Origin of the sequence: Pseudoalteromonas shioyasakiensis, from assembly GCF_001550135.1 — a bacterium.
GTDB classification, from domain to species: domain Bacteria; phylum Pseudomonadota; class Gammaproteobacteria; order Enterobacterales; family Alteromonadaceae; genus Pseudoalteromonas; species Pseudoalteromonas shioyasakiensis.
This window is the reverse complement of the sequence record NZ_LRUE01000024.1, coordinates 431,577-457,570: the sequence shown is the minus strand read 5'-3', so window position 1 is coordinate 457,570 and position 25,994 is coordinate 431,577. Positions and strand designations below refer to the sequence as shown.

At 39.9% G+C, this 25,994-nt stretch carries 25 protein-coding genes; 7 read left to right on the top strand and 18 right to left on the bottom strand.

The features are described 5' to 3' along the window. Positions 1-4 precede the first annotated feature (4 nt). Positions 5-1,630, top strand: coding sequence for a phosphoethanolamine transferase (locus tag PASHI_RS21035; protein WP_332394045.1), 1,626 nt, complete (start codon positions 5-7; stop codon positions 1,628-1,630). A gap of 20 nt (positions 1,631-1,650) precedes the next feature. Beyond that, on the top strand, positions 1,651-2,031 hold the full coding sequence (locus tag PASHI_RS21030; RefSeq protein ID WP_062566928.1) for a diacylglycerol kinase: 381 nt from the start codon (positions 1,651-1,653) through the stop codon (positions 2,029-2,031). Here the strand turns inward: PASHI_RS21030 and PASHI_RS21025 are convergent. The 5 genes from PASHI_RS21025 to PASHI_RS21005 form a co-directional block, all read right to left on the bottom strand. Continuing rightward, positions 2,028-2,261, bottom strand: a complete 234-nt coding sequence (locus PASHI_RS21025; RefSeq protein WP_062566927.1) for a hypothetical protein — start codon at positions 2,259-2,261, stop codon at positions 2,028-2,030. The two genes, PASHI_RS21030 and PASHI_RS21025, sit on opposite strands and share 4 nt — an antisense overlap. Before the next feature lie 64 nt (positions 2,262-2,325). Then, positions 2,326-3,075 carry a hypothetical protein gene (locus tag PASHI_RS21020; RefSeq protein WP_130166727.1) on the bottom strand — a complete coding sequence of 250 codons (750 nt, stop codon included), beginning with the start codon at positions 3,073-3,075 and terminating at the stop codon, positions 2,326-2,328. Positions 3,076-3,078: 3 nt separating this feature from the next. Continuing rightward, complete coding sequence (locus tag PASHI_RS21015) at positions 3,079-3,798, bottom strand: SIMPL domain-containing protein (protein WP_062566925.1); 720 nt, start codon at positions 3,796-3,798, stop codon at positions 3,079-3,081. Between the two features lie 155 nt (positions 3,799-3,953). Continuing rightward, entirely contained in the window at positions 3,954-4,799 is an 846-nt protein-coding gene (locus PASHI_RS21010) for an HDOD domain-containing protein (RefSeq protein WP_062566924.1), read from the bottom strand. 191 nt (positions 4,800-4,990) lie between these two features. After that, entirely contained in the window at positions 4,991-5,290 is a 300-nt protein-coding gene (locus PASHI_RS21005) for a hypothetical protein (protein WP_062566923.1), read from the bottom strand. Positions 5,291-5,570: 280 nt separating this feature from the next. Here PASHI_RS21005 and PASHI_RS21000 point away from each other — a divergent pair, with 280 nt between their 5' ends. From PASHI_RS21000 to PASHI_RS20985, 4 genes are all read left to right on the top strand, one after another. Then, entirely contained in the window at positions 5,571-7,367 is a 1,797-nt protein-coding gene (locus PASHI_RS21000) for an ATP-binding protein (protein WP_062566922.1), read from the top strand. 226 nt (positions 7,368-7,593) lie between these two features. Then, on the top strand, positions 7,594-7,794 hold the full coding sequence (locus tag PASHI_RS20995) for a hypothetical protein (RefSeq protein WP_062566921.1): 201 nt from the start codon (positions 7,594-7,596) through the stop codon (positions 7,792-7,794). 248 nt (positions 7,795-8,042) lie between these two features. Then, a complete protein-coding gene (locus PASHI_RS20990) occupies positions 8,043-9,422 on the top strand; it encodes an alpha-amylase family glycosyl hydrolase (RefSeq protein ID WP_062566920.1) in 1,380 nt (459 codons plus the stop codon). Positions 9,423-9,649: 227 nt separating this feature from the next. Further along, the gene (locus PASHI_RS20985) at positions 9,650-10,624 is read left to right on the top strand and encodes a transposase (RefSeq protein WP_062566919.1); all 975 of its coding nucleotides are present in this window, start codon (positions 9,650-9,652) and stop codon (positions 10,622-10,624) included. A gap of 853 nt (positions 10,625-11,477) precedes the next feature. Here the strand turns inward: PASHI_RS20985 and PASHI_RS20980 are convergent. The 9 genes from PASHI_RS20980 to PASHI_RS20940 all read right to left on the bottom strand — a co-directional run bounded on the left by PASHI_RS20980 (position 11,478) and on the right by PASHI_RS20940 (position 20,702). After that, positions 11,478-11,729, bottom strand: a complete 252-nt coding sequence (locus PASHI_RS20980) for a hypothetical protein (protein ID WP_062566981.1) — start codon at positions 11,727-11,729, stop codon at positions 11,478-11,480. Positions 11,730-11,957: 228 nt separating this feature from the next. Further along, positions 11,958-12,290 carry a DUF6488 family protein gene (locus PASHI_RS20975; RefSeq protein WP_062566918.1) on the bottom strand — a complete coding sequence of 111 codons (333 nt, stop codon included), beginning with the start codon at positions 12,288-12,290 and terminating at the stop codon, positions 11,958-11,960. 41 nt (positions 12,291-12,331) lie between these two features. Then, complete coding sequence (locus tag PASHI_RS20970) at positions 12,332-12,856, bottom strand: hypothetical protein (protein ID WP_062566917.1); 525 nt, start codon at positions 12,854-12,856, stop codon at positions 12,332-12,334. A gap of 43 nt (positions 12,857-12,899) precedes the next feature. Then, positions 12,900-13,595 carry a HupE/UreJ family protein gene (locus tag PASHI_RS20965; RefSeq protein WP_062566916.1) on the bottom strand — a complete coding sequence of 232 codons (696 nt, stop codon included), beginning with the start codon at positions 13,593-13,595 and terminating at the stop codon, positions 12,900-12,902. Beyond that, positions 13,585-16,728 (bottom strand): efflux RND transporter permease subunit, encoded by a 3,144-nt coding sequence (locus PASHI_RS20960; protein WP_062566915.1) that lies wholly within the window; start codon positions 16,726-16,728, stop codon positions 13,585-13,587. The genes PASHI_RS20965 and PASHI_RS20960 overlap by 11 nt, the downstream gene beginning before the upstream one ends. Positions 16,729-16,738: 10 nt before the next feature. Continuing rightward, positions 16,739-17,971 (bottom strand): efflux RND transporter periplasmic adaptor subunit, encoded by a 1,233-nt coding sequence (locus PASHI_RS20955; protein WP_062566980.1) that lies wholly within the window; start codon positions 17,969-17,971, stop codon positions 16,739-16,741. Between the two features lie 16 nt (positions 17,972-17,987). Continuing rightward, the gene (locus tag PASHI_RS20950) at positions 17,988-19,313 is read right to left on the bottom strand and encodes a TolC family protein (protein WP_062566914.1); all 1,326 of its coding nucleotides are present in this window, start codon (positions 19,311-19,313) and stop codon (positions 17,988-17,990) included. Positions 19,314-19,326: 13 nt separating this feature from the next. Beyond that, the gene (locus PASHI_RS20945; protein ID WP_062566913.1) at positions 19,327-20,316 is read right to left on the bottom strand and encodes a M56 family metallopeptidase; all 990 of its coding nucleotides are present in this window, start codon (positions 20,314-20,316) and stop codon (positions 19,327-19,329) included. Between the two features lie 2 nt (positions 20,317-20,318). Beyond that, complete coding sequence (locus PASHI_RS20940; RefSeq protein WP_028834938.1) at positions 20,319-20,702, bottom strand: BlaI/MecI/CopY family transcriptional regulator; 384 nt, start codon at positions 20,700-20,702, stop codon at positions 20,319-20,321. 84 nt (positions 20,703-20,786) lie between these two features. Here PASHI_RS20940 and PASHI_RS20935 point away from each other — a divergent pair, with 84 nt between their 5' ends. Further along, the gene (locus PASHI_RS20935; protein WP_028834937.1) at positions 20,787-21,140 is read left to right on the top strand and encodes a DUF3147 family protein; all 354 of its coding nucleotides are present in this window, start codon (positions 20,787-20,789) and stop codon (positions 21,138-21,140) included. 424 nt (positions 21,141-21,564) lie between these two features. On the opposite strand, the gene PASHI_RS20930 is transcribed toward PASHI_RS20935, so the two are convergent. The 4 genes from PASHI_RS20930 to PASHI_RS20915 form a co-directional block, all read right to left on the bottom strand. Further along, the gene (locus PASHI_RS20930) at positions 21,565-22,008 is read right to left on the bottom strand and encodes an MbcA/ParS/Xre antitoxin family protein (protein WP_062566912.1); all 444 of its coding nucleotides are present in this window, start codon (positions 22,006-22,008) and stop codon (positions 21,565-21,567) included. 307 nt (positions 22,009-22,315) lie between these two features. Next, positions 22,316-22,915, bottom strand: a complete 600-nt coding sequence (gene cas6f, locus PASHI_RS20925) for a type I-F CRISPR-associated endoribonuclease Cas6/Csy4 (RefSeq protein ID WP_062566911.1) — start codon at positions 22,913-22,915, stop codon at positions 22,316-22,318. Continuing rightward, the gene (gene csy3 / locus PASHI_RS20920) at positions 22,912-23,940 is read right to left on the bottom strand and encodes a type I-F CRISPR-associated protein Csy3 (RefSeq protein ID WP_062566910.1); all 1,029 of its coding nucleotides are present in this window, start codon (positions 23,938-23,940) and stop codon (positions 22,912-22,914) included. Before csy3 ends, cas6f begins: the two co-directional genes overlap by 4 nt. Further along, positions 23,940-25,991 (bottom strand): type I-F CRISPR-associated protein Csy2, encoded by a 2,052-nt coding sequence (locus PASHI_RS20915; RefSeq protein ID WP_062566909.1) that lies wholly within the window; start codon positions 25,989-25,991, stop codon positions 23,940-23,942. The genes csy3 and PASHI_RS20915 overlap by 1 nt, the downstream gene beginning before the upstream one ends. Between the last annotated feature and the right edge of the window lie 3 nt (positions 25,992-25,994).

Genomic DNA, 25,994 nt, shown 5'->3' with positions numbered 1-25,994 from the left:
GATTATGAGCATGCAAATTAAACAACTCTTTACTAAAAAATGGCACGTTAGCTACAGCCAATTTGTCTGGCTGGTGTCGTTGTACTTGGTTATTGCATTTAATGGCCTGTTTTTATTTAACATGCTTGAAGCAGCCAGCAAACCTGAACATATCAATTGGTTATTTATAGCAAGCGTACCGTTTTTCTTATTAGCACTGACGGCAATGGTGTTAAGTTGGTTATCGCTAATCACCTTTGTTAAACCCGTGCTTTTAACAAGCGTCGTGGTTTCATCGTTGTTGTTTTATGCAACCTTAAATTACGGTGTTATCTTTGATAAAAGCATGCTGCAAAATATCTTAGAGACAAATTCAGGTGAGGCTTTTTCATACCTTAATGTACAAGTTATCGCTTTTATTACTGTGCTAGGCGTACTGCCTGCTTACTTGTTTTCTCGCTTTGAAATTGTCGGAAACTTTCGTGTTCGTCTTAAAAGCTTTGCGCTTCTTAACGTTACAGCGTTTATTGCTGTAGCTGTTATTGCCGTTCCTTTTTATAAAGATTACGCCTCTGTAGGGCGTAATAATCGTCAATTAACCAGCTACATTACCCCCTTTGCATTTTATACTGCGGGCTATAAGTACCTGCGCGATAATTATTTTTATCCACCTTTACCATTTAAAGTCTTAGATAAAACACCGCACCTATTAGCTAAGCAACAAAGTTCACTGACGATTATGGTGGTAGGTGAAACAGCGCGTGCAGCAAATTTCTCACTGCAAGGTTACGACAAGCCAACTAATCAATATACCCCTAAACTTGGCGTTAAATATTTCAGTGATGTTAGTTCATGTGGCACCGCAACGGCCATTTCTGTACCTTGCATGTTCTCGCGCTTAGACCGCAATCACTATGATTCGCGCATCGCGCAAAGCCAAGAAAATGCCCTAGATATCATTCAACGAAGTGGTGTAGAAGTAACGTGGATTGATAACAATAGCAGCTGTAAAGGGGTTTGTGTGCGGGTAAACTCAGAAACGGTAGAACCAACAAAGAGCAACCCACTTTGTGACGGACGCTATTGTTTTGATGAAGTACTGGTTGAAGAATTAGCTGCAAAGCTTGCCAAAAGTGATGCGAAACACCAACTATTGGTATTACATATGATTGGTTCACACGGGCCAACCTACTATCGCCGCTATCCAGAAAAAGACAGTAAATTTTTGCCTGATTGCCCACGTAGCGATATCCAAAATTGTAGCAGTGAGCAACTCACAAACACCTATGATAATACCATTGCTTATACCGACCTAGTGCTGAGTAAACTTATTAATTTACTGCAAAGCAGTCAGGCGGATGACAAAGCCCTACTGTATGTTTCTGATCACGGTGAATCACTGGGTGAAAAAGGCTTGTACTTACATGGCTTCCCGTATGCGTTAGCGCCTAAAGAGCAAACCCAAGTGCCTATGCTGTTTTGGAGTAATAAACTAGCCGATACCCGCTTTAATCAATGTATCGAACAGCAGCGTAACCATGCTTTTTCGCACGATAACATTTTTGACACCCTACTAGGCTTAACCCATGTACAAAGCACTGAATATCACCCAGAGCAAGATATCTTTAATGCTTGCTCAACACAAAGCTAACGAAATAGAGATTTCATACTATGCAATTTGATAGCACTAACAAACCCATTGGCATTAAACGTATTCGCCTTGCATTCAAAAACTCCCAACGAGCATTCACGTGGTTAGCAAAGCATGAGTCTGCTTTTAAACAAGAGCTGGTAATGTTGGTGCTTGCCATAGCGGTGGTTTTTGTATGGCAGATTAGTCTGTATGAGAAAATTATGCTGCTTGTATCAGTGCTATTTGTGATGTTTGCTGAAGTCGTCAATACGGCAATTGAAGCCGCCATTGACCGAATAGGCCTTGAAATTCATCCATTATCAGGCCTAGCTAAAGACTTAGGATCCGCAGCCGTACTGATTGCTTTAACGATTTGTGCGTTGGTATGGGGCGGCGTGTTTGTTAATAACCTAAGCTAACTCGCTTTTTTATCATCAGGGGTGTCATTACAAAGTGCACAGTGGCGCCCTTTTGATGAATGATATAAACGGGTTGCGATAAAAATGGCCGTGGCAATAAAAGACCAAAGTAGCGCAAAGCCTAACGCGCCCATTGTCTCGTGACCTTTTAGAATTTCCACCATAAATAATAAAATAGCCACTAACGTAAAAACTTTAGTGGTTCTTAGTATCCAAAATTTTGTACTCACAACTTACTCCTTTAAACGAGGCTCCTTAGAAAGAAGAAGTGTAGTACAAAATAAGAAAAACAACCTAAAAAGCTAAAACAGGCTCAGACAATATCTGTACATTATTTCTAAATACCTCTAAAAGCCCCGGCGGTGAGTGTTCAGTGCCAAGCACTATCACATGACAGACATAACGATAGCCATTGTTAGTAAAGGTATAAAAATGATTCCCTCCACTGCCATCAAAGCTTAATGTGCCCCCTGTGATCACAAGGCTTGGCTCATCTTGCATAGATTGATCAATCCCCCATGCTGCATAACGGTACTGATTATCAGCCAGTTCATCGATACGAATTAAATGCTGTTTTGTTTGCCACGTTAATATCGGCTTTATAAATTCACGGAGGCTTTTATGTAATGCTTGTTTTTGCTCGTCAATCAATGCTTCACGTCGTGCTTTTTCTGCCTCTGATTCATAAGGCACAGCCCAAATAGAGCCATCAAAGTCTAACCACAATTTGCCTGAATCAAACATGATGCCGCGCCACCCCATCATCTCCCAATCATGGCGAATATTTGAGTTCACGATTTTTTCGACAAACTCTTTATCAAAAATTTGCTCAAAGTTTTCTATAAGCATTTGCTCATTTTCAATTGCTTGCAGCGGCTCTTTGCGCTGCAGTGGATAATGCACTCGCTTAGCAATGGCAGCTTTATCACCTGCCTTAAATGCCGCAACCACAGGTTTGACAATATTTATGTGCTTTGTTGCGGCAAGACCACTGAATGCCATCAACAAAAGGAATAGATAAACACAGTACTTAAAAAATCTCATTAATTACTCGACCACCAAATCAAACACAACATTGACACTTGCTCTGAAGGTAATCGATTCTTGTAAATACTTACCTTCTGGGACTGTATTAATACGTGAGCCCGTGACCATGATTCGTTCAATATTTGTATTGCTACCATAGCCAAAGTGACTACCTATCTCTTGCGATTGAATACTATACACCCGACCAAGTTTCGCTTCGAATGCGCTTGCAAGGCTACTTCCCTGCTGTTTGGCATTCGCAACTGCTTTATCAAGAGCGGCTTGCTCGTAATCTGAGGCTTTGGTTGATAAAAGTTGAATTTGCTCGATTTGATTGACACCCACTTTAAGCGCAAAGTTTAAAAAGCCGTCCAGAAGGGAGAGTTTTTTAAGGCTGACTTTGACCTTGCGCGTGGCTCGAAAGCCATCTTTAACTTGGTTATCGTTTTCGTCATAGCGCATATTGGGCTCTAAAAATATCCGCCCCGCAGAGATACTTTTCTCGTCTATAGAGAAATTATTTAAGCCCGCCAGGAGTTCATTAACTTGCGCATCGACTTGCTGCTTAGCCTGCACGCTTTCAGCTTTTACCGCTTCAAACTCTAACGTGATGTCAGCCCTATCGGGGGCTGTACGCACAACTGCCTCACCTTTAACAACAATATGACGATTATCCGGCAGACTTGTTGCAGCCATCGCAGAACTTGAACATAAAACTAATGGTAACAGCAATTTAAGCATCGTAACCTCTCCCTAGAAAAAGTTATGATGCCTTGCTACAGCAGGAAAGTATAGTAATGCATACTTTCTTTCGATGTAAAAAAAGCGAGTGATGATAACTCACCACTCGCAAACTCATCGAAGTTAAGATGATAGGAAATAAAAACTAATCGGCTTTAACTTGCCATCGCATTGTCGACGTAATCTTCGACCATATCGGCAAAATCTTGGTCAACAATACCCAGCTCTGCAAAGCACAGCTCTTTAATCTTAAACCACTCGCTTGAATATTGTTGGTGACGGGCATAGTCTACAGCACTTTCTGCACATTTTAAGATGGCGTACGCCATACGTTGTTGTTCATCATTGTTTTGCTCTAAAAAGTGCGTGTTATGATGATTTAAAATAACGTGACAAAGTGGCTTAGGTAGGTGCCAAGATACCGAGATAAAATAGCCAATCACCGCATGGTCGCACTGATAACGTGCTTGTTCTAGGTCGGTAATCGCATACTCTTTAGCTAAATTTGCTTGCTTGAGAACCTCAACATAGTCTTTAAATTTTAATGCCATAGCCGCAATACCGACATTATGAAAAAGCCCTAATGAATAAAGCTCGTCCACTGGCATTAATGACTTATAACTGTTACCAAGCTGCACACAGGCATTCGCAACTTCAACCGACTCATCCCAAAAGCGCTCTAGGCTAATACAGGCATTGCCTTTAAAATTTTGCTTAAGCAGCGCCAAAGTTACCAACTGGTTAAGCTGATCTAACCCTAAAAACATCGCCGCTTGGCGTATATCACTAATGGTGCGTTGTAAGCCAAACACCGGGCTGTTTATTGTTTTTAATAATAAAGCTGAAAGACTGATGTCTCTTGATATTAGCTGAGCTATTTTATCTAAGCTTGCATCCGATTTTTGCACTTCATCGGCAATTTGGCTCAATAGTTCAGGTTTAGGTGGAATATGAAAACCGCGTTCAAGCGAAACTAGGCGTTGTTCATCTAAGTTGATCATTTGCCCAAGAGCCTCCGTTAATAAGCAACGAGCAATTTAATAGTTTAGATGGGTAAAATACCCTAAGAACTTTGCCTTAGTATTGTTTGAGATCAATGTGTTGCGAAGAAAGGAAATTAATTAGTAAAAAGCTAACACGGCACATTATGGCAGGTTGCTATAATAATATGCCGTCTTTTTGAAGGATTTACTTAGTGAGCAAGTACGCTTAGCCACTCATCAGGGTTTGCTAAAATGAACTCAAATACATCGTTGTTATTTAAAGTAATACGAATTCCATCTGCTGTGATTGGCAAAATACCCGCGCCTTTACCTGAACACTTATCAACGTTATTGATGTGCGCTCGTGGAAGCGTGTATGGACCTAAGCCTAACTCTTTATTAAACGGTTCAAAAACAATCTCTTGCTCAGTAACTAAAAGCTTACCATCCGCTTTTGCGACACCCGATTGAATAGTTGCTATTGATTCTTTGACTGTTTGCGCGTGCATATCCTTTTCTCCACCTAACAAATGAGTGTGGCTTACACTCAATTAAATCATAAAAATTGCGTACCAACTTAAGATACAGCAAGTGCGAAAAAAGTACAGTGCAATTGATTTCAAACTTTTTTATAAAAAAACTTAATTATTCGCTCTAAGTTATTTTTACCTTAGTTGTTAAGGTTTTTTATTATCCTCACAAAAAGTCATTCTGATATAAGCCTTTCTTATGTGAACAAATAAAAATGCGCTATGCTTAAATTAACAGCTAGATAGGTGCGGTAAACAGATGACAAAAGCGTTGCAGCAAACTAAAAACAAGTTGAAAGTGAATGCAATTATCGTGATTGCATTAGTAACGTCACTCACCATTACCTCATTATTCTTTTACAAAAATGTCGACTCACAATGGCATGACTATTCAAAAACCGCCGCACACGTTTATGTACTTCACGACAAGCTCATTCAAAGACTTGGTTATGGTGGCTTTATTCACCATTTTAAAAACCTAGTGCTTAGAAAAAATACAGAACTGTATCTTCCGCCCATTGAAAGTGAACTCACCGAAATAAAAGAGATCCTTGCCAAGCTTGGCGCAATCAAAGAATACGACAAAACTGCACTTACTGACGTTAAAAAAACGGTTATTGAGTATGAAAGTAAAGTCAATATTGTTTTAACGATGATTGCCGATGGCGCAACAAGCGAGCAAATAGACTCTACAGTAAAGGTAGATGACAAAGCAGCACTAAAGGCACTTGCCGCGTTCGAGCAACATGTAAACTTCATACTTAAAGATAAAAGCATCGCCATTGATGAAAACTTCCAAATTGCTTACATCGTGCATGTATTAACGATTATATTGCTCACCAGCATATTGCTTATTTACTTTAGAAAGCTTTCTAACTCTTATAAACAACAGATTGAGCTCACTGAGCGTGCGGTAGAAGGAGCGAGAATAAAATCAGAATTTTTAGCCAATATGAGCCATGAAATACGCACCCCACTTAATGGCATTATGGGGCTGTTGCAGGTTTTGCAACCAAATATTCAAAAACCGAAGAATATAGAAGTTGTTTCTAAGGCGCTGTTTTCTTGTCGATCACTCCTTACCATTATCAACGATATTTTAGATTTTTCGAAAATGGAGGCGAACGAGCTTTCGATTGAACAGGTGGACTTTTCGATGTCGAAGGTCGTTGAGTCAATCAATTCTGATTTTCTGCCGCTTTGTAACGAAAAAGCAATTGATTTAAACATAGATATAGACGATGACGTTGAAGATTTATGGATAGGAGACCCAGTTCGAGTTCGGCAAATTATTTTAAACCTGGTTTCTAACGCCGTTAAATTTACCGAGCAAGGTGGCGTGCAAGTAAAAATAAATAAGTCTTTGCAAAGCCAAAACCAAAAGCAAGGTGTTGAGATAGAAGTGATTGATACCGGCATTGGTATGAGCAAAGAGGGTTTAATGCACCTGTTTAACCGTTTTCAGCAAGCCGATAACAGCATAACGCGGCGTTTTGGCGGGACAGGATTAGGAATGTCGATCACCGCGAATCTTATTAACCGCATGAACGGCACTATTGATGTTGACAGCGCGCTCGGTAAAGGCACCCATTTCACCGTTTATTTACCGCTCAAAGTATCTGAAAAGCAACACTTACATGATAGCTTTACCGATGTGACTGCACCTGACTTATCGGCTAAAACACTGTTGATTGCTGAAGATAACCCACTCAATACCATGATCATCAAGTCAATGCTTGCAGAAACCAACGCTGACCTTCACTTTGCAAAAGATGGTGCCGAAGCAGTCGAGCTATTTAAACAACTCAACCCCATTTTAGTTTTAATGGATATACAAATGCCCACAATGGGGGGAATAGAAGCCTGCTCACATATTCGTAGTATTGATAAAGAGGTGCCTGTTATTGCCTTGACTGCCAACGTGATGAAAGAAAATATCATCGAATACATGAATTGTGGTTTTAATGGCCACGTAGGCAAACCCATTGAAAAACATTTACTATTTAAAGCGCTGCATGATGTGATTGCGGTTAGCCGTGACGAGCTCATAGACTAGGCTTCCCAAGCAGAAAAGTTTTATCTCCACTTTATTTTCAATGACTTACAACTTCACTTCTACGTTTCTCCTGCTGATTCAAAATCGTATAATTTTTATCCAACATTAATTGACTTGGCTAAAAAGATCCCTCATAGTCGAAAAAATCATCAGTACACATTAGACCAAATTATAAAACCAAGTAGCAACTAAAATGCTATCAACAAAAATGTGGAGGAGATGCGTTATGAACCGTAAGTCAAAATTAATCTACCGTATTATGTTGGACTCTAAGCTTCATAGCCGTAATAAAGAGATATCACTCGATAAACTAAAACAAGGCTGCTGCCTAAGTGACTCTGAATTACTAACCATTATAAAAGAGCTAGAAATTAAAAAACTGATCAGCTGGGATGCCAGTAAATCTACTTTTATGATTTCAGCCTAGCTCGGCATATTTAAACGACAGCTTAGCTTTTTCTTGCTGTCGTTTTACATACTCCCTCACATCCTATTTAATCCTTTAAGTATTTAGCCCCCATCCAAATATAATTAAGCGTAATATTGCTACTTAATCGATTATGTAACCACGCTGTGAATACGTATGCATTTAATTGTAAATATTAGCTCAGGGTATATATTTAGTCGAAGTGTTGTTTTTTCATGCAACACCTTTATTCGACAACAAGGCCTGATATGAATTCATTGCTAACCAAAAGTTTGCTTATTTTATTACTAAGCCTAACTACTGCATGTACACACACTAAAACTTCAAACAGTGCCTATGAGCCCAAACCCTACGTAAAACTGACTCACCCAGAGTGGTCAAAAAATGCGGTGATGTATCAACTCAATACTCGCCAATTCACCAAAGAAGGCACCTTTAATGCAGCACAGCAGCAATTGCCACGCTTGAAAGAGTTAGGCGTTGATATTATTTGGCTTATGCCCATAAACCCGATTGGTGAAGAAAACCGAAAAGGCAGTTTAGGCAGCCCTTATTCTGTAAAAGATTACCGTAAAGTAAACCCTGAGTTTGGCACACTTGAAGACCTTAAAGCCTTTGTGAACAAAGCCCATGATATGGGGATGTATGTCATTTTAGATTGGGTAGCAAATCACAGTGCTTGGGATAACTGGCTTCGATTTGAACATCCCGATTGGTACGACCGAGACTACAAAGGCCAATTTAGACCGACACCATGGTGGGACTGGTCTGACATTATTGATTTTGATTATTCAAAACCTGCTCTACGTGAGTACATGACAGAGTCAATGAAGTACTGGGTAAAAGAAGTCGGTATTGATGGCTATCGCTGTGATGTGGCAGGCTTTGTGCCCGTAGACTTTTGGAATAACGTCCGCCGTGAGCTTGATGACATAAAGCCTGTTTTAATGCTTGCTGAGTGGGAGTCTCGCGATTTACATGCCGAAGCCTTTGATATGACTTACGCCTGGTCATGGTCTGAGCACATGCATAAAATTGTAAAAGGTCATGCTGATGTTAGCGCCCTCTTCGTTTATTACTCATGGAACGAAAGTGCATTTCCAGAAGAAGCTTATCGCCTAGTGGGTGTTGCCAACCATGACACAAATGCATGGGAAGGCACTATGTTCGAAAACTATGGCGATGCACTTGAAGCCGTTATTGCATTATCTGTCGTTGGTGAAGGCTTCCCGATGATTTATAACGGTCAAGAAGCAGGTAACGATAAACGCCTCGCTTTTTTCGAACGAGACCCAATCAAATGGCAAAAGCACCCTATCGGTGATTTATATCAATCATTATTTACACTCAAACATAATAATGAAGCACTGTGGAATGGCCAATTTGGCGGCCGCATGGTGCATGTACCAAACACCGCACCAAAACAGGTACTTAGCTTTGTTCGAGCAAAAGGCAACGATAAAGTATTTGCTGTGTTCAACCTATCGAAAGAGCCTCAAACAGTTAACTTTAACGAGCCATTGTTTTTAGGTAAATACACAGATGCTTTTTCAAAACAGGCAATGGAATTTACTCAAACAACAGAACTTACAATTCCAGCATGGGGATTTAGAGTGTTTGTAGAATAGCTCACCGCCTTAACTTACTCCCCCAGTAACCAAATTTGATCCCATAATTAAAATATGGGGTCTAATAATCAATTAATTACTTTACTAACAAGACACCCATATTAATTTCTATTACTTCACAGAGTTAAACCTATAAAAAAACCTCTAACTAGACACCCAACTTAAAATTTCTCACTTCTCAAAATTATGACTAAACTTAAATTGTTCAACTCATGGAGGAGAAGAGCATGGCAACCCCACGTAGAAACTTAATTAGCGTTTCAAACACGCCTTACTACCATTGTATTTCACGCTGCGTTCGTCGCGCTTATTTGTGCGGGCAAGACCCACTGACGGGTCGTTCATATGAACATAGGCGGGGTTGGGTTGAAAACAAACTACTTCAACTTGGCCGGATATTTTGTATTGATATTTGTGCCTACGCGGTTATGAGTAATCACACTCATCTAGTCCTACACATCAATATAGCAAAAGCTAAGCGTCTAAATAATAAAGCGATTCTAATTAGGTGGCACAAATTATTCAAAAGTACATTCCTATGCCAACGATTCTTAAATGGCGAATTGCTAACACAAACCGAGCTCGCTGCAATTAATGCCAGAGTAAATTTATATAGAGAAAGGCTCAGCAGCATTAGTTGGTTTATGCGAGTTCTTAACGAGGGTATTGCACGAAAAGCGAATCTAGAGGATGAATGTAAAGGACGATTTTGGGAAGGTCGCTTTAAATCGCAAGCCTTGCTCGATGAAGCTGCACTTGCTGCATGCCTTGCTTATGTTGATTTAAACCCAGTAAGAGCAAAAGCGGCTGATTTACCTGAGCAATCTGACTACACCAGTATTAAATCTAGAATTAATGCAGCTCAAAATAATAAGCAACCGAAATCACTTATGCGCTTTGCAGGTAAACCTCGTAAACATATGCCTAAGGGACTACCATTTGAACTCAAGACATATCTGCAACTTGTAGATTGGACAGGCCGTTCAATACGACAAGATAAGCCAGGGAAAATCCCAGAAGATGCTTTACCAATACTTGAAAGATTAAACATTTGTACTGACAACTGGCTTACACTCACAACCTCATTTACACGCTCATTTAAAAATACGGCTGGTAAAGAACAGGCTATATCTGCTTATACAAATCACATGAAACGAAAACGAAGAAGCTCTATTAGCACTAGTCGAGCACTATTTGCCTAAACCGAAACTCGAAAATATTTAGAGTAGCCTTGCATTTGGACTAAGCTTGCCCGAAATCTGGCACTAGTCAGAGAATAACTACAGCATCATGTAAAAAGAACATTCGATTTATAAATAAATTTAGTAAATTAATTTAGAACGACTGGGTAGCCTTATTTAAAGTCAGCTATTAAAAAATCTACTAAAGTAGCCTAAAATGGGTGTCTTTTTAATTTTTGTAACCTGTACCTCACCAGCTGTGTCTCCTTCAATTCAATCATGTGCATAACGACGAAGTTTACATTTTTAATATGGGTGTCTTGATAATTCTAAATAAAATGGATGTCTTGATAAATTGATGAAATTTACATTGTTAATGTGGATGTCTAGATAACTTAGAGAATAAACATACTTAAAGTTAAGTTTAATTAACACAGGAATAAAAGATTGTTTCTAAAGAAAGCTTTAAAACAGAATTTATATGAGGAAAGTCACCCAATGTTGTTTGAAGTATAAGTTGACATAGCCAAACTCGGTTTTATTGAGCCACAGCGGCGCAAGTGAAGTATAACTTTGCATAAGATTGAAGTATAAGGTTGCATAAAGTTACAGATTAAAGATTAAGCGTAACTAAAAATAAATATTCTATTAATTAAAATATCAAATCCAAATCAACCCACGCTGAGATCTTTACCATATTCTTTGCAACTAAATTGTGGACAAAAATGCGTTAGAGCTGAAGGGCTGTTTTGTGCCATGAGCAGACATTAGTAACTCCTCATTCAGAGCAGAGGCAAATAATTGTTGGCTAAAATAGCGACACAGGAGCAAAGCCAACTGTTATTTGTTCTGCTGCAAAAATGCGTTGCAGTTATTAAATGGGGAAGTGTTTTTCCTCATATTCTTCAACCCATGCAACGAGCCTTTCGAGCTCGTCACCTTCAGGAGTTCCGGGTTCGGCTGCATCAAACAGTGATTCAATTCGCTTCAACACGGCCTTGTAATCACTTTTAGAAATTTCAAGGCCCAACTCATCCAATTTTACCTCGGCTAGTTCATCACTATGCGTAGTATGGGGGATCGTCCCCTCGACCAGTTCTTTTTCAGATAACCGTTTTTTGCTCACAACTCGTATTTCCATTCAAAATGAGATTAGATAAGTTATAGCTTACTGAGTTATTAGCTACAGCGTAAGGTTTGTCCTGAAACACGCAATGGGGCAAAGGCGAGTTATATTTATAACACGCCTTTGGACAAAAATGAGTTAGAGCCGACCAGTGGCTCTGTGTCATAAGCGTACTTGATACAAAACAAAGGCACCTCATGCATGTATCAAAAGGTGCCTTTTAATTGATTAAAAGTCGTTTTTATTTTTAACCGCTAATACTTGACCGTTTATTGCAATTTGGAAGTAAAGCTTATCTTCGTTGCTAGCATTAGATGCACTAACTACATAGAAATTGTCTTCAACGCTAGCAATCGAAAGTTGCGACTTATCAATATTTTTCCATGACTCATCTAACTTACCGACTTCAAAGCCAGCGTCTTTAAACGTCATCTTTTGAATATGTGTTGCAGCGATGCTAACAGCTTTCTGACCGCTGATGACACCATGATCTCCATGTGCCTGTACATTACTAGTTAGCAAGGCACCACAAAGCGCAACGATTGATATTAGTTTGTTCATTTTAGTCTCCATTTGGTATGAAATTCGTAAAGTTAAATTCGTTATTGTTTAAGGCCAATAACTTCGTATTGCCCTTTAACCAGTAGCTGTACTGACACAGGTTTATCTGATTTGTTTTTCCAATACCAACCATGAGAACCAGCAAATGGCGTGGTATAGCTGCCTTTCATTTCATTAGTTGTAGCAATAGCATAGCTTTCAAAATATCCCGTGGTGTCACCTTCAGGCTCGCCATGTAAATCGAAGTACAATGGAGCACCATCCGTTAACCATTCATAAGTCATTTTTTCATGCTGCTTCATATAAAATTTATATTCGATGCCGCGTCCCGCAGGGACTGTCACTTCTATTGTTTGAAACTCATCCGTGCCTTTAGTTGTCTCTAATGACGTTGTTTCCACTTCAGTCGCTTGTGCAAGTGCTGTTAAACCTAACTTGTTGCCAATACCTGTCGGATCGATGTTGTACTCTGCTGGTAAGATAAAAGTAACCAGTGCAATAGCCGCGACTACGACTGCTGAAATACTCGCTTTAACGAGTGTTTTGGTACTAACTGTATGTTGCATAAAATTCTCTTTTATTTCTGTATTTCTATAAGTTAAAAATCGATTAAATAGTAAAGTAACCAGTAAGTTGTAAGCCCATCAACATCACACCAGCACTCATTAGTGCAGTATTCGTGACTGTCGAAAAACGTTGAAATGACGGCAGTTTTCTCCATGCATTTATCATGATCAAAATAAGTGCGAGCGCAGCAAATTGACCAAGTTCAACACCTAAGTTAAAAGCAATCAGGTTGGTAATAAGACCTTCATCAGCTAGGCTAAATTCTTGTAATTTGGTAGCTAAACCAAAGCCATGAAACAGACCGAAAATCAGCACCGCCCACTGGGTATTAGGCTGCCAATTAAAGCAACGCTTAAAGCCTCCTAGATTATCGAAGCCCTTATAAATTACGGAAAAACCGATTATGGCATCAATTAAATAAGCGTTGACTTGTATGTCACTTAACACACCAAATAACAGGGTTGTACTATGCCCAATAGTAAACATGGTGACGTACAACAGTACGTCACGGCTACGATATAAAAAGAAGATAACACCGACTAAAAACAGCAAGTGGTCATAGCCCGTTATCATATGCTTAGCGCCTATATATAAAAACGGGATAAACTGTACTCCATTATTTTGCTCTAAAAATGCTCTGGTTTTATCATCGACTCCGTGAGCAAAAGCTTCGATACTGAGAAGCGCTAACAGCGCAATCGTCAGATAGGTCAGTACTTTAATCATGTTACTTGGCATCTTGAGACTCCAATACTTCAACATCAGTCAAAATAGACTCCTTTTCTTTATGTAAAATTCTGTATAAGGCAGGAATGACAAACAGAGTCAAAATCGTTGACGAAATAATGCCACCAATGACTACTGTTGCCAGAGGTCGCTGAACCTCCGATCCTATGCCTGTGTTTAACGCCATAGGGATAAAACCTAATGAAGCAACCAGTGCGGTTGTTAACACAGGGCGAAGACGCGTCAGCGCACCATCAAAGATTGCATTATCAAGTGCTAAGCCACCTTTACGCAGCTCTCTAATAAACGACACCATAACCAGTCCATTAAGGATAGCGATGCCCGATAAGGCAATAAAGCCAACTGCTGCCGAAATTGAGAATGGAATATCACGTAATAACAGCGCAGCAATACCACCAGTTAAAGCAAGTGGAACACCCGTAAAGATGATCATGGCATCTTTAAATGAGTTAAGCGCGAGGATTAACAAACCAACAATCATGATTAAAGTGACAGGCACAACGATACTCAGACGCTCTGAAGCGGATTGCAGCTTTTGGTAAGTGCCGCCATATTCCACCCAATAACCAGCAGGTACTTCAACGTTTTCATTAATAGCTGCTTGTATGTCTGCAACAAAACTACCTAAGTCCCTACCACGAACATTGGCAGTTACTACCACTCTACGTTTACCATTTTCACGATTTATTTGGTTAGCACCCGATATCAGCTCAATATCAACCAATTCTTTAAGTGGTACTGTATGTCCATCAGCCAAAGTTATCGGTAAATAAGGTATTGAATCGATATCATTACGTTTGGACTCTGTGAGCCTTACTACAATATCTGAGCGCACATCGCCTTGATAAAACTTACCTGCAACTGTACCACCCATAGCTGTTGCCACTTGAGACTGTATTTGGCTAATACTAATACCAAACTGCATCAGTTTTTCACGATTTGGCACAAGATTAAGCATAGGTAACCCTGTCGTTTGCTCAACTTGTATATCTACGGCACCTTCAACTTGAGAAATTGCACCCTCTATCTCACTGCCTAACGTAGTCAACGTACCAAAGTCATCACCAAACACTTTTATCGCAAGTTCAGCTCTCACCCCAGCTAACAATTCGTTAAAACGCATTTGTATTGGCTGTAAAAACTCATATCGGTTCCCCGGAATTGGCTGTACTAGCGCGGCTAACTCTTCTACAACTTGAGTTTTTGTCTTATCTGGATCAGGCCACAACTCGCGAGGTTTCAGGATAATGAAGTTATCTGCGACACTTGGCGGAACGGCATCTGTTGCAACGTCGGCAGTGCCTATTTTGGCAAAGACGCGTTCAACTTCTGGCATTTGTTTAATTTTATCTTCTAAAGATTCCTGAAGCGCGATTGCTTGAGACAATGACGTACCCGGAATTCGCAGCGCGTGCATGGCAATATCACCTTCATCCAAATTAGGCGCAAATTCACTGCCTAACTTAGTTGCCTGATAACCTGTAAAGCCAACTAATACTGTTGCGACTACAACAACTAACCAGCGGGCTTTTAATACATAGCTCAAAGCGGGCTTGTAAAGAACAGCAGCACCACGAATTATTGGGCTATGTTTTTCTTTCACGGGCTTTTTAAATAACAAGGCAACCATAGCTGGTACAAAGGTAACCGATAACACCATAGCGCTAAGTAACGCGATAACCACGGTGATCGCCATCGGGTGGAACATTTTGCCTTCAACGCCTTCTAAGGCAAAAATTGGTAAGTAAACAGCGGTGATAATAAACACGCCAAATAGAGCTGGGCGTATGACTTCTTTTGTTGCTTCGAACACGAGTTCCATGCGTTCTTTTAGCGGCAGAGGATTGTTTCCTGCTTGACTTAGTCTGCGAAGACAATTTTCTACAATGATAATGGCACCATCGACTAACAAGCCAAAATCTAACGCGCCTAAACTCATCAGGTTTGCACTCACGCGAGTTTGTACCATACCTGTCACTGTCATCAACATGGCAAAAGGGATCACTAAGGCAGTTAAGAATGCGGCTCGGAAATTCCCTAACAAGACAAAAAGTACAACGATAACCAGAACCGCCCCTTCGGTCAGGTTAAGCTGAACCGTTTGCAGGGTTTTATCAACTAATTTAGTGCGATCATAAACAGCGGTTGCGACAATCCCTTCTGGTAAAGTGGCGTTAATTTCTTTGAGCTTTTCTCCCACGGCATGGGCAACGGTGCGGCTGTTTTCGCCAATAAGCATAAATACCGTACTCATCACCACTTCACGACCATTTTGTGTAGCAGCACCAGTTCTTAGCCCTTTGCCGTTTTCAATATCGGCTACGTCTTTTATAAAAATTGATGAACCATCAAGCGACTTAAGCGGAATATTACCAATGGCAGTCATATCAGTAACCTGACCGGGCAGCCTTAACAACCACTGTGCGCCATTTTGCTCAATAAAGCCTGCACCTTGGTTTTGGTTGTTTTGCGAAATTGCATCAACCACATCGGCTTGTGACAGCCCAAAAGCAAGTAACTTTTCAGGTTTGAAAGCGACTAAAATTTCACGCTCAAATCCGCCTATCGGGTTCACTTCTACTACACCCGGCACCCGCATTAACTGTGGTCTTATTGTCCAGTCATGTACGGTTCGTAAATCCGTTGGTGTAATAGGCGTGCCATCATCATGCGTAGCATCAGGCTCAGCATCAACGGTGAACATGAATATTTCACCAAGACCTGTCGCAATTGGCCCAAGTTGAGGCTCTAAGCCCAGCGGTAACTCAGCGCGTGCCGCTGATAAACGCTCATTAACAAGCTGACGGGCAAAATAGACATCAGTATCATCACTGAATATTGCAACCACTTGAGATAGGCCATAACGAGAAACTGAGCGGGTATAGGTTAACCCCGGTAAACCCGACAACGCGGTCTCTAACGGAAAAGTTACCCTTTGCTCAACTTCTAATGGCGTAAACCCAGCCGCTTCGGTATTGATCATTACCTGCACATTGGTGATATCGGGCACTGCATCAATCGGTAGTTTGGTAAAATTCCATATACCCAAACCTGACACAGCTAACACCATCACCATGACAAGGAATTTGCGCTTTATTGAAAAGCGTAAAATTGACTCCAACATTTATACGCTCCTAGTGATCGTGTGATGCGCCAGACTTTTCAATGTCGGCTTTTAAGATGTAGCTATTGTTGGTCACGTATTCGGTTCCCGCTTTTAGGCCACCTAATACTTCAATCCATTCGCCTCCAGCGCGGCCCAACTCAAGCATACGAACTTCATACTGCTCACCCACTTTGGCGTAAACAACAGTAAAGTCTCTAAAACCTTGTAAGCCAACACGCTTTACAGCCAGTGGCACATCAATGGTTGCAACTTCAATGTCAGCTTTTACGAAGCCGCCTTCGGCGAGGTTACGACCTTCTAATTCGACCCAAACTATTCTTGCCTGATCATCTCTCACGCTAGGTTCAATAAATGACACCTCACCTACAAGGGGGTCCTCATGACCTTCAATGTTTAACGTAACTGGCGTTTCCAGTTTAACCTTGGAATAATCCGAAGGATAAACCGCTAATTTGGCAATATGGCGATTAAAATTGGTAATGGTGAGTAAGGTTTTACCATTAGTTTGCTCACCCGCGTTTGCGAATAACTGGGTAATAACACCGTTAATGGGCGCTTTAATAACGTAGGGCTTAAGACTTTCATTACTTTCTACTGTGAATAGCGTTTGCCCTTTTTTAACAATTTCACCGTAATTGACGTGTAATTTGGTGATTTCACCATCGAAACGCGCAGCAATGTTTCGCTTAGCGTCCACAGGTAAACTTAATTTTCCATAAGCGGGTATGGTTTGATGAATTGTCGCAGGGCCTGCGATTTCAGTGTTGATTTCCATTGCATCGGCAACTGCCTGTTCAATTGTGGTGCGACCCTCGAAGTTGTCATATCGCCAATTGTACTTTTTACCCTGATAAGTTGCTTCAATGGCAACAACAAAAGAGTGAGGCTCATAAATCACCATATCACCGCGAAGAAAGTCACCTTGAGCATTGAAGTTAATATCATCAGTGCCATCGCCTAGGCGAATTAATTTTACGTTTAAATCGACATTCTTTGGGTCTATAGGTTGTCCATCATTTGTCGCCCAAACACGAAACTCTGGTGGCACACCAGTTTCAAAAATAGAGAGTTCAATGGCAAAATCACCATCTCGTAACATGCGCCCACGGTGTGGACCTTTCTCTGGTTCAGCTTGCTCTGCCGCAGGTGTTGATGCTGCAATAGCATTAGGTGCGACGACACCTGTGAATGAGATAATAATCGCCAAGCTTAATGACGACAGAATATTTTTATTTTTCATAAGTTTACTCATGGTTTTACTCGCTATCACTAACGGGCACGCCAGTTAGGCGTTGAATTTCAATATGTTGTAAATGCAAAGATTGATAAGCATCAAGTAACTGATTTTGGGCGCTGAGCAGCTCTCTACGTATATCACTCCACTGGTTGTAGCTAAGCTTACCGATATCAAATGCTTGACCGGCTTCCGTCAACGCGTTTTCTAGTACGGGAATTATTTCTAATTGAATCGTTTCAATGACATGATGGGAATGTGCCATTTCTTGCAATAGCACATAGAGCTGCGCATCGAGTTTCTGCATTAGGGCTTGTTGCTGACTTGCCAGAACATCTTGTTTTGCGCGTAAGGCAGCCATTGTTCCTGCATTTCTATTTTCACTTCCCCAAGGAATAGAGACACCGGCCACTAAACCAAAATCATCGGTCGTTTCATATCGTCTTAGTCCAGCAGTGAATTGCCACTGAGGTTTGGCTTCAATACGTGCAAGTTCCATTTGAGACTGGGCGATACGTTGTTCATTAGCGAACTGCTGTATTTGCGGGATTTGCTTAAGCTTGTTTAGTTGGCTTTCTACAGATGGAATTTCTGGCTTAAGCATTAAATTTCCCGTTAACTTAAGCTCTGCCTGAGGCTTACCCCATAAGGATGACAGTTGATAATGGCTGGCTTTCAATTCGTGCTCTAAATCTTCGACAGCGAGATTTCTTCGAACCAACTCAGCTTGAGCCAAGCGCATTTCGACATTAGAACTTTTGCCTGCTTTTACTCTTTTGGCAATAGCGTCAACCACTTCCTGTGCCTGAGATACCGCTAATTGATTGAGTTTCAAGCGCTCTTGCTTTATCAAGATTTCAACAAACTGTTTAGCAACAATCGCAGATAAATCAAGGGCTTTTATTTTTTGCTCGACTATTACTGCACTTGCTTGGCTTTTTGCCGCATTAACTCTGCCATCAATTTGATCTTGTTGAAGCAACCAAGAGTATGTGAGCGTTGATTGCATACTTTTTAATGCACTATGCTCACCAGTCCCTAACGCATCTTCAATCATTAAACCTATTTGAGGACGCTCTCCAATGCCTGCTTGCTCGATATTACCTTGCCACACAGCTTCTTGAGCTATCAAGGCTTTTAGCTCAGGATGACTTTCTAGAGTCATGGTCACAGCCTTGCTTAAATTTATAACCTGATGTGATGACTGTGATTGCTGCTGGATTTGCGCGTTTGCCAAAGAGGGGGTTGATGTTACTAAACTAACCCCCGTTGTTAAAACTAGACCAACAGCCAAAAACCGATTGCCGATCGGTTTTTTTCCGTTGCTTTTATAAAGATTAAATCTCATTCCATATCCTTAATTAATGGATGAAAAAAGTTTCGATAAAGTGATGAAAACTATCGACAGTGGATGCCGCTAGTACTGGCATAGTTGCCAATAATGCTAGAGTAATGATGATAGTAGTAAGTGACGGTTTATTAATTGGATTCAATAGCCCCTCAACACGAAGACTCGTGTAATCATGTCCGAAGTAGCTAACAGACGCCTGATCGCAATCCGTAGGAAGTGCTTTTTGAAGTCTAGCGACATCAATTAATGTCTGTGCGATATCAAGATGGTCGTATTCTTTAGTGACCTCATTGTCGGCTATCTTTTCCGTCATTAAGACATATTGCTCGATTAGGGTTTGTTTTATACGTGGCGGATAGAAGCTGGCAAGTGCCGTGAAAAGCACTTTAAATAACGGATCTCTTGCCGTTACATGGGCCAGTTCATGATTAACGATGATATTAAGTTGTTCATCGCTAACTTGGGTTTGTAGTCCGGTTGATACATATATCTTGGGAGATATAAAACCTGTAGTAAAGGCAACAGGCACTTTAACAGGCATCAATAAATATTGATTGCCATTAGTCGTCCTAGCATCTTGTGCATCAGTAAAGCTTAGTAAACTCGATAATGCGATGGACTGTTTGGTTCTAACAAAGGTAGTCTTAGTTACGCGCCAAGCTAAATAGATTAGTGCTAAAAGTAAGGTTAACGCGTGCCAACTTGAAAAGCTAAAAATATCGATATGGTGCCAATGGGCAAAATCTTCGAACCAGCTTATGTTAAAAACTTTATCAAACCCTAACGAGTAAGGCATAAAGTAACTAATACAAGAAAAGGCTATCCACCAAGGTGCACTCACTAGTGACCACAATATAAACTTTTGACTATTAAAACTGACTTGTTTGAGTCTGAACAACACAAAACGAGATACGACAGCAACAGTTGCAATACCGATCACAAATGCAAGCACTGAAACACTGAGCAAATTTAGAACGATTGCCATATCTCCAACTAACATAATTAAGCCCGCTCCTTTCTAAGCTGGCGTTGTTTCTCGATCATTTTTTCTAATGTATCGAGTTGTTCGTCATTAAGCTGTGCCGAAGCAGAACTGAACGCAGCAATTAAGCTATTTTCACCATCATCAACAAAGTCACTGGTTACATTTGAAATAAGTTGAGCAATTAAGCCTTCACGATCGACTCTGGCTGAATAACAATACGCATGGCCTTGTTTAGTGCGTTTAAGTAATTCTTTTTTAAATAACCTATCAAGCGTACTTTGGATAGTATTTAACGAATTACCACGAGCTAACCCCAGTACTTTATGTACTTGCTTTGCATCCGCTTCTTTCACATTCCAGAAATGTTGAAGCACTAACTTTTCTAGTTCACCTAACTGCATAACACTTTACTCTATTTAATTCGTTGGCTATATTGTCACAACAAAAACCGATAGGCAATCGGTTTTTTCATTTAAGGACATTATATGGGTTGGCTAATAACTAAGTATTTGATCACCGCTACGGTCATTGTCGCGGCATCAGAGCTAGCAAAACGAAATGATAAACTAGGCGCACTAATAGTGGCGTTACCGACAGTCACAATTTTAGCCATGATTTGGTTATATGTTGAAAAGCAGCCGTCAGAGAAAATAGCCAATCATGCTTGGTACACTTTTTGGTATGTACTTCCCACATTGCCCATGTTTTTACTTTTCCCCATGCTGATGCAGCGCTACAGTTTTTGGCTATCGTTACTCATCAGCTCATTAATAACTGTAATTTGCTTTTGGCTGTTTTCTTTATTGCTGAAGCAGTTTGGGATTGATTTGCTTCCTTGAGGTTAGCAGCAAGGTCCGTTGTTCGCCCCCACAGCTGCCATTAGAGTATTTACGTTAACGCGTAATGGGGCAATTATGAGTTAGAGCATTGCTTTCTCTTTAGCAAGTGTCGAAGTTAAAACAAGCCTACTCTATAAGTTGGTAAAATAGAGCCACCTCTCTTTCTGATGAACTTTTGGAGGGTAGCAAACTAAGTATCAGTTCATTTTTAATATAATACAGCCACTAAAGATCAAACATTTAGTGCTGAATCCAAAAACATTTCAAATAAGCCACTCTGCGTAAATTAGTGAATATTTCCGCTTGGTATTTAGTGTCTTTAGTTCTTTCTTCGCTTAGGTTGACCTAAATATTACTGACAGAGGTTCAAAAGTAAAATACTAAAAGCAAGGCGCGAGACCCATTTCCCTTTCTGAGCGTTTGGTTATACTGTATATCCGTATCGTAGTTTATTTACTGTTTTCTTTATTAATAAACGACCTAGAATTGAATTCATGTAGTTGCGAGGTGAATCACCATTTAGCTCTATTGAAGGGTTATCTAGCCAGTAGTTGAAACTGTCAATATTATCAAAATACTCAACACCAAATTGTGCTAACCTTGCTATATCGAGTACATTTTCGCTAAGGTGCTTGTTTAATCGTTTAGATTTGTTTCGCATTAAAAAATGCACAGTTATATCTAAATTCTCTGCGATAAGCTTTTTATCCCAATGCAACGTTTCAGCAAGCGCTAAAACACCTGCTTTGGTAACACCATTATGAATAAAATCAATTTCGGAAAGTGGATCTGAAGACTTCGTAACTTTCTCTTCGGACACGATAGATAGAAAGTCAAATCTATTTTCAGCTCTTTGAAGGACATTCATCTAGAACTCACTTACGTAAAAATTGACTAAAGAATTTCATAAGTCTGCCTTTTCGGCAGTTCATTGTTATCAGCTGTGATTGCTAACTTCCCGGCCTTTTCTCAGCTGCCTACTCGGCAGTACACCTTTATCTTCCCAGATCCAAAACCCTGACTGATTTCTCAGCTGCCTACTCGGCAGTACACTATAAACAATAGTAATAATTCCTATTTATGCCAAATGCTTACTTAACTTTTTTAGAATTTACCTTCTTTCTAGATAAATATCTTAGCCCTCTGATTTTCAGACAATTCACTTAACTGAAAAATTAAAAGGGGATTAAATTTGGAACTGTTCCTTGGAATTCTTGGTTAGTAGCAAAGCCATAATTGTTAAAGTGATTATGCATGGGTTCAGCTTTTTCAATTTTTTGTATATGAAGTATAAAATTATTCCCGTTTCCTTTGCTTGATACAGGTATTGAGTGAAAGTGACCTATGTCCTTTGCCTCAAATTTATATTCAGGAGTGTAAACTTCGCCTCTCGCTTCAGCTCGCTTTTTAGCGCGTTTTAACCGCCTTTGCTTTTCGCCAACAAATGCTTTAGCTATTGACTGGTTGCGAACAAACATTACATCACTTTGGTTTGTTGGTACTTCGAATATTTTTGATAAGTAAAATAACTTATCATGAGCCATCATCTCAAAATAGCTTTGCTGAGATAAGTTGGTTAATTGCTTTTTATCTGTCGATACAAACGAAATTTGCTCGCCTATGTTTTGATCGTTCCATTTAGGAAAACACACACCTATATTACTAATTTCACGTGAACTCATAAACCCATGCAAAATGCCAATGCAACGGCCTGCAAGAAGGCTTACATCACAATTTTTGGGTAAATAGGTAATAGTAAAATAATAGCGCTTCAAACTTTACTCCTTTGGAACAAGCCACCTTTAATCAACACTGCTGCAATAAAGTGAATCACGTTTGATTCTTCACTTTGATCTAAACCATGCTTTTCCATGTGCTTAATATGCAAAGCAATACGCGGGAGTAATGAATAAAAGTCTGAATGGCTCTTAGGTGTTCTATGTGCAACTAATATTTGCTTATCTGCGCCATACTCGTGAGTGCGTAAAGGTTTGTAACCTCCCTCATACCAATCATCAATAGTTTGAATCGCAGCCCCTACTTTTTGTGAGTTTAAACATGCTGCTTTTTTATCACCCATTTGGGTGTAAGCAAGCTGTTTAGATGACATGCCCTGTTCAACATTATCTGCAAACTTTTGACTAGGGTGAACTTCTTGGCTAAATGCATTTTTAATTTTTGCGGTTATGTCTAAATAACAATAATTTTGAGGGTTGCTAAGCCCTTCTTGAATAGCCTCTGATAACGTTATTAATGCTGTTTGATTATGTTGCCAATTGCCTTGCCATTTTAGCTTTTGTGCACCTTCAACAATAATTGGGGCTGAATGTTCTGTGAGAATTTCAATATCAACATTCGGTGATTGACGGTTACGCCAAAGCCAGTTGCCCATCAGTATATTTTTAGCATAGCGAATCGCAACTTCATTAAGGCCATTGTGCTTTTTGTAAGTTTCAAAGAACCGTTTTAACCAATAAATAACTTTAGGGTCATCACAAACATGAGGCTCATTACTATTAGCCTCAACTCTGAGTGAAAAACGACAAAATAACTCATTTACTGTTGGGGGCACGTAGCACACATCAATTGTTTGAGGGTTTCCAAAAGCTAGATCTTGTGGCGCTAAATTTTTAGCCACACTTTGCTTTTGATACGCATCGCTAAACCCTGACTTTTGCCCAACTAATTTATTTTGCTCTATTTGTAGCGGTTCAAAATCAGACTCCGGTGTTTTATAAAAAAAAACCGCTTTACTGGGTGAGAGTGAGCGCGTGTAACTTAAGTGCCGAGGTAATTGCATTATTCATACTCAAACTTAGACTTTTTCATAAGCATAGACTCTTTTTGAACATCCATAACCCAAAATGCGTCATGAAAAAACTGCTTAGCGCCTGCGTACTTTACTGATGTATTGATAACACACTCCAAAAGCCCAATTACGGGCTCTACATAACAATGATATTCATGTAATGTTGCATCTCGCTTTACGGGCTCTTCAAGCGCAGCAAAGCCAATTGCAGCAGGTCTTAAATTAAAGTTCCCGTTAAGGGCATCTATCAATTGTTCAAAACTTTTGACTACTTTTTTTGAAGGGTACAACCAACTGCCATTTGACGGTTTTGCCTTTAAATCTTTAAACAGCTCACTAGGCTTAGTATATAAACGGCACCAGTCTATATTTTGATATAACGAAGGTGGATGCATAGTCCCGCCCGCATAAGTAGATGGTAGTGCGGGCTTTATAAGCTGGCTATTTAACTTATTAAGTATCTCTTCATTTGGTACGAAAAGCCTAAATACTAAATCGAGTGTTATGTCACATTTAGGTTTATCGATAATTCCTGATCTTATTACATGACTACGCCCTACAACTTGTTTTAACTTGCTCGGCTCAGGTAATGGTTTACCTGTATGTAATTGATAGTTTTCAATGTAAATAGCACTGCCAATACACTTAATTGAAGGGTCTATAAAGTTTTTTAGCTTACGCTCAAAGTTATGGGCAAGCCCATTTAAAGCAGTAAGTGACGGCATACCTTGAATATACGGATTAGCCATTGCCTCAGCATCAAACACTCGCATATCTTGGCAATGTACATACACTATCTGCTCATCATTTAATGTTTCTTCTTCAGCTGCACAGTGAGTGAATACATAGTTTAATTGCGCTTTAAACAGCCCCATTAAGTTAGGGTGATACGCAAAGCGTTTAAGTTTGCTCAAAGAACTGAGGCTTTCATTTAATATGTTACTAAATTGGCTAATACAGTTAGTAATAGTCTGATCTAAGTAATGCTTTGCCCACTCAGGGTAAGCTTGCTCTTGAACGTTATTTTTAGCTTCAAGAATGTTATCAAGCCATAACTGCAAGCTAACACGTACTTGTCTAATAGCAGCGACTCGCGCTAATCGCTTTTGCCTTAACGTATTAAACTGCTTAATACCTACCAGCACCAAAAGTGCCTCTTGAAATTGACTGCTTAATAGCGCACGAACTTTAAATGCTTTCTCAATATCATTATTGGCTACTTTAGAGCGGTTAACAGCCTTAGAATTTGTTTTAGGGAAGTAGCGCAACACTCTTATATTCCCGCCAACTGAGCTTGCTAAATCGCCTACATTGGCTGGCCTTGAGTGCTCAACTAGACCAGAGTTTAATTTACGCTCTGTAGTGAGTTGCTGAATTTTAGCTTGCATTGCGTGACTTACTACAGGCGTAACCGCAAGGTAGCATTGCAGGTATGGCATTTGTAATTGTATTGAAAAAGAGCTTATTTCCAATGGGAGCTCTGCCACAGGCAATTGTTGTTTTATTTTACCCGCGATGTCTAAAACCACCTTTTTTGTGTACCCGTATGCTCTGATTAAATCAATCCAAACTGGCTCTTCAGTAATTAATAACTTTGCTAAACAAGTCACTTTACCTTGCCAAATAAATGAGGTTAAAAATAGCTTTGCATGATTAATTTCAGCACTGTTGTGCGACCAACCAAAACTCAACGGTAATGACCGACTGCAAATACCTGCAATATCTTCACTTACAACCTTACTAATTAAACGCTGATGGCTTACGCGTATATCGGGGTATTTTAAATTATGAGTATGAAACCATTTAACCTCGTTAATGCACTTACTAAATAGTACTTCATCACCTAATACACTTTTAGCGGCTCTTACACTTGTTAAATCATCAATCTCACTTCGCTTATAAACTAGGTTAATGAGCACTGTCAGCGCTTGTTCTTCAAGGCCATCTACCGCAACATGAGGTGTATATGGCGCAAACAATTTTCTAAGTGTTGTGGTTTTTTCTTTTGGTGATTCAATTGCAAATGCATCTTGTAAGTTCATAAA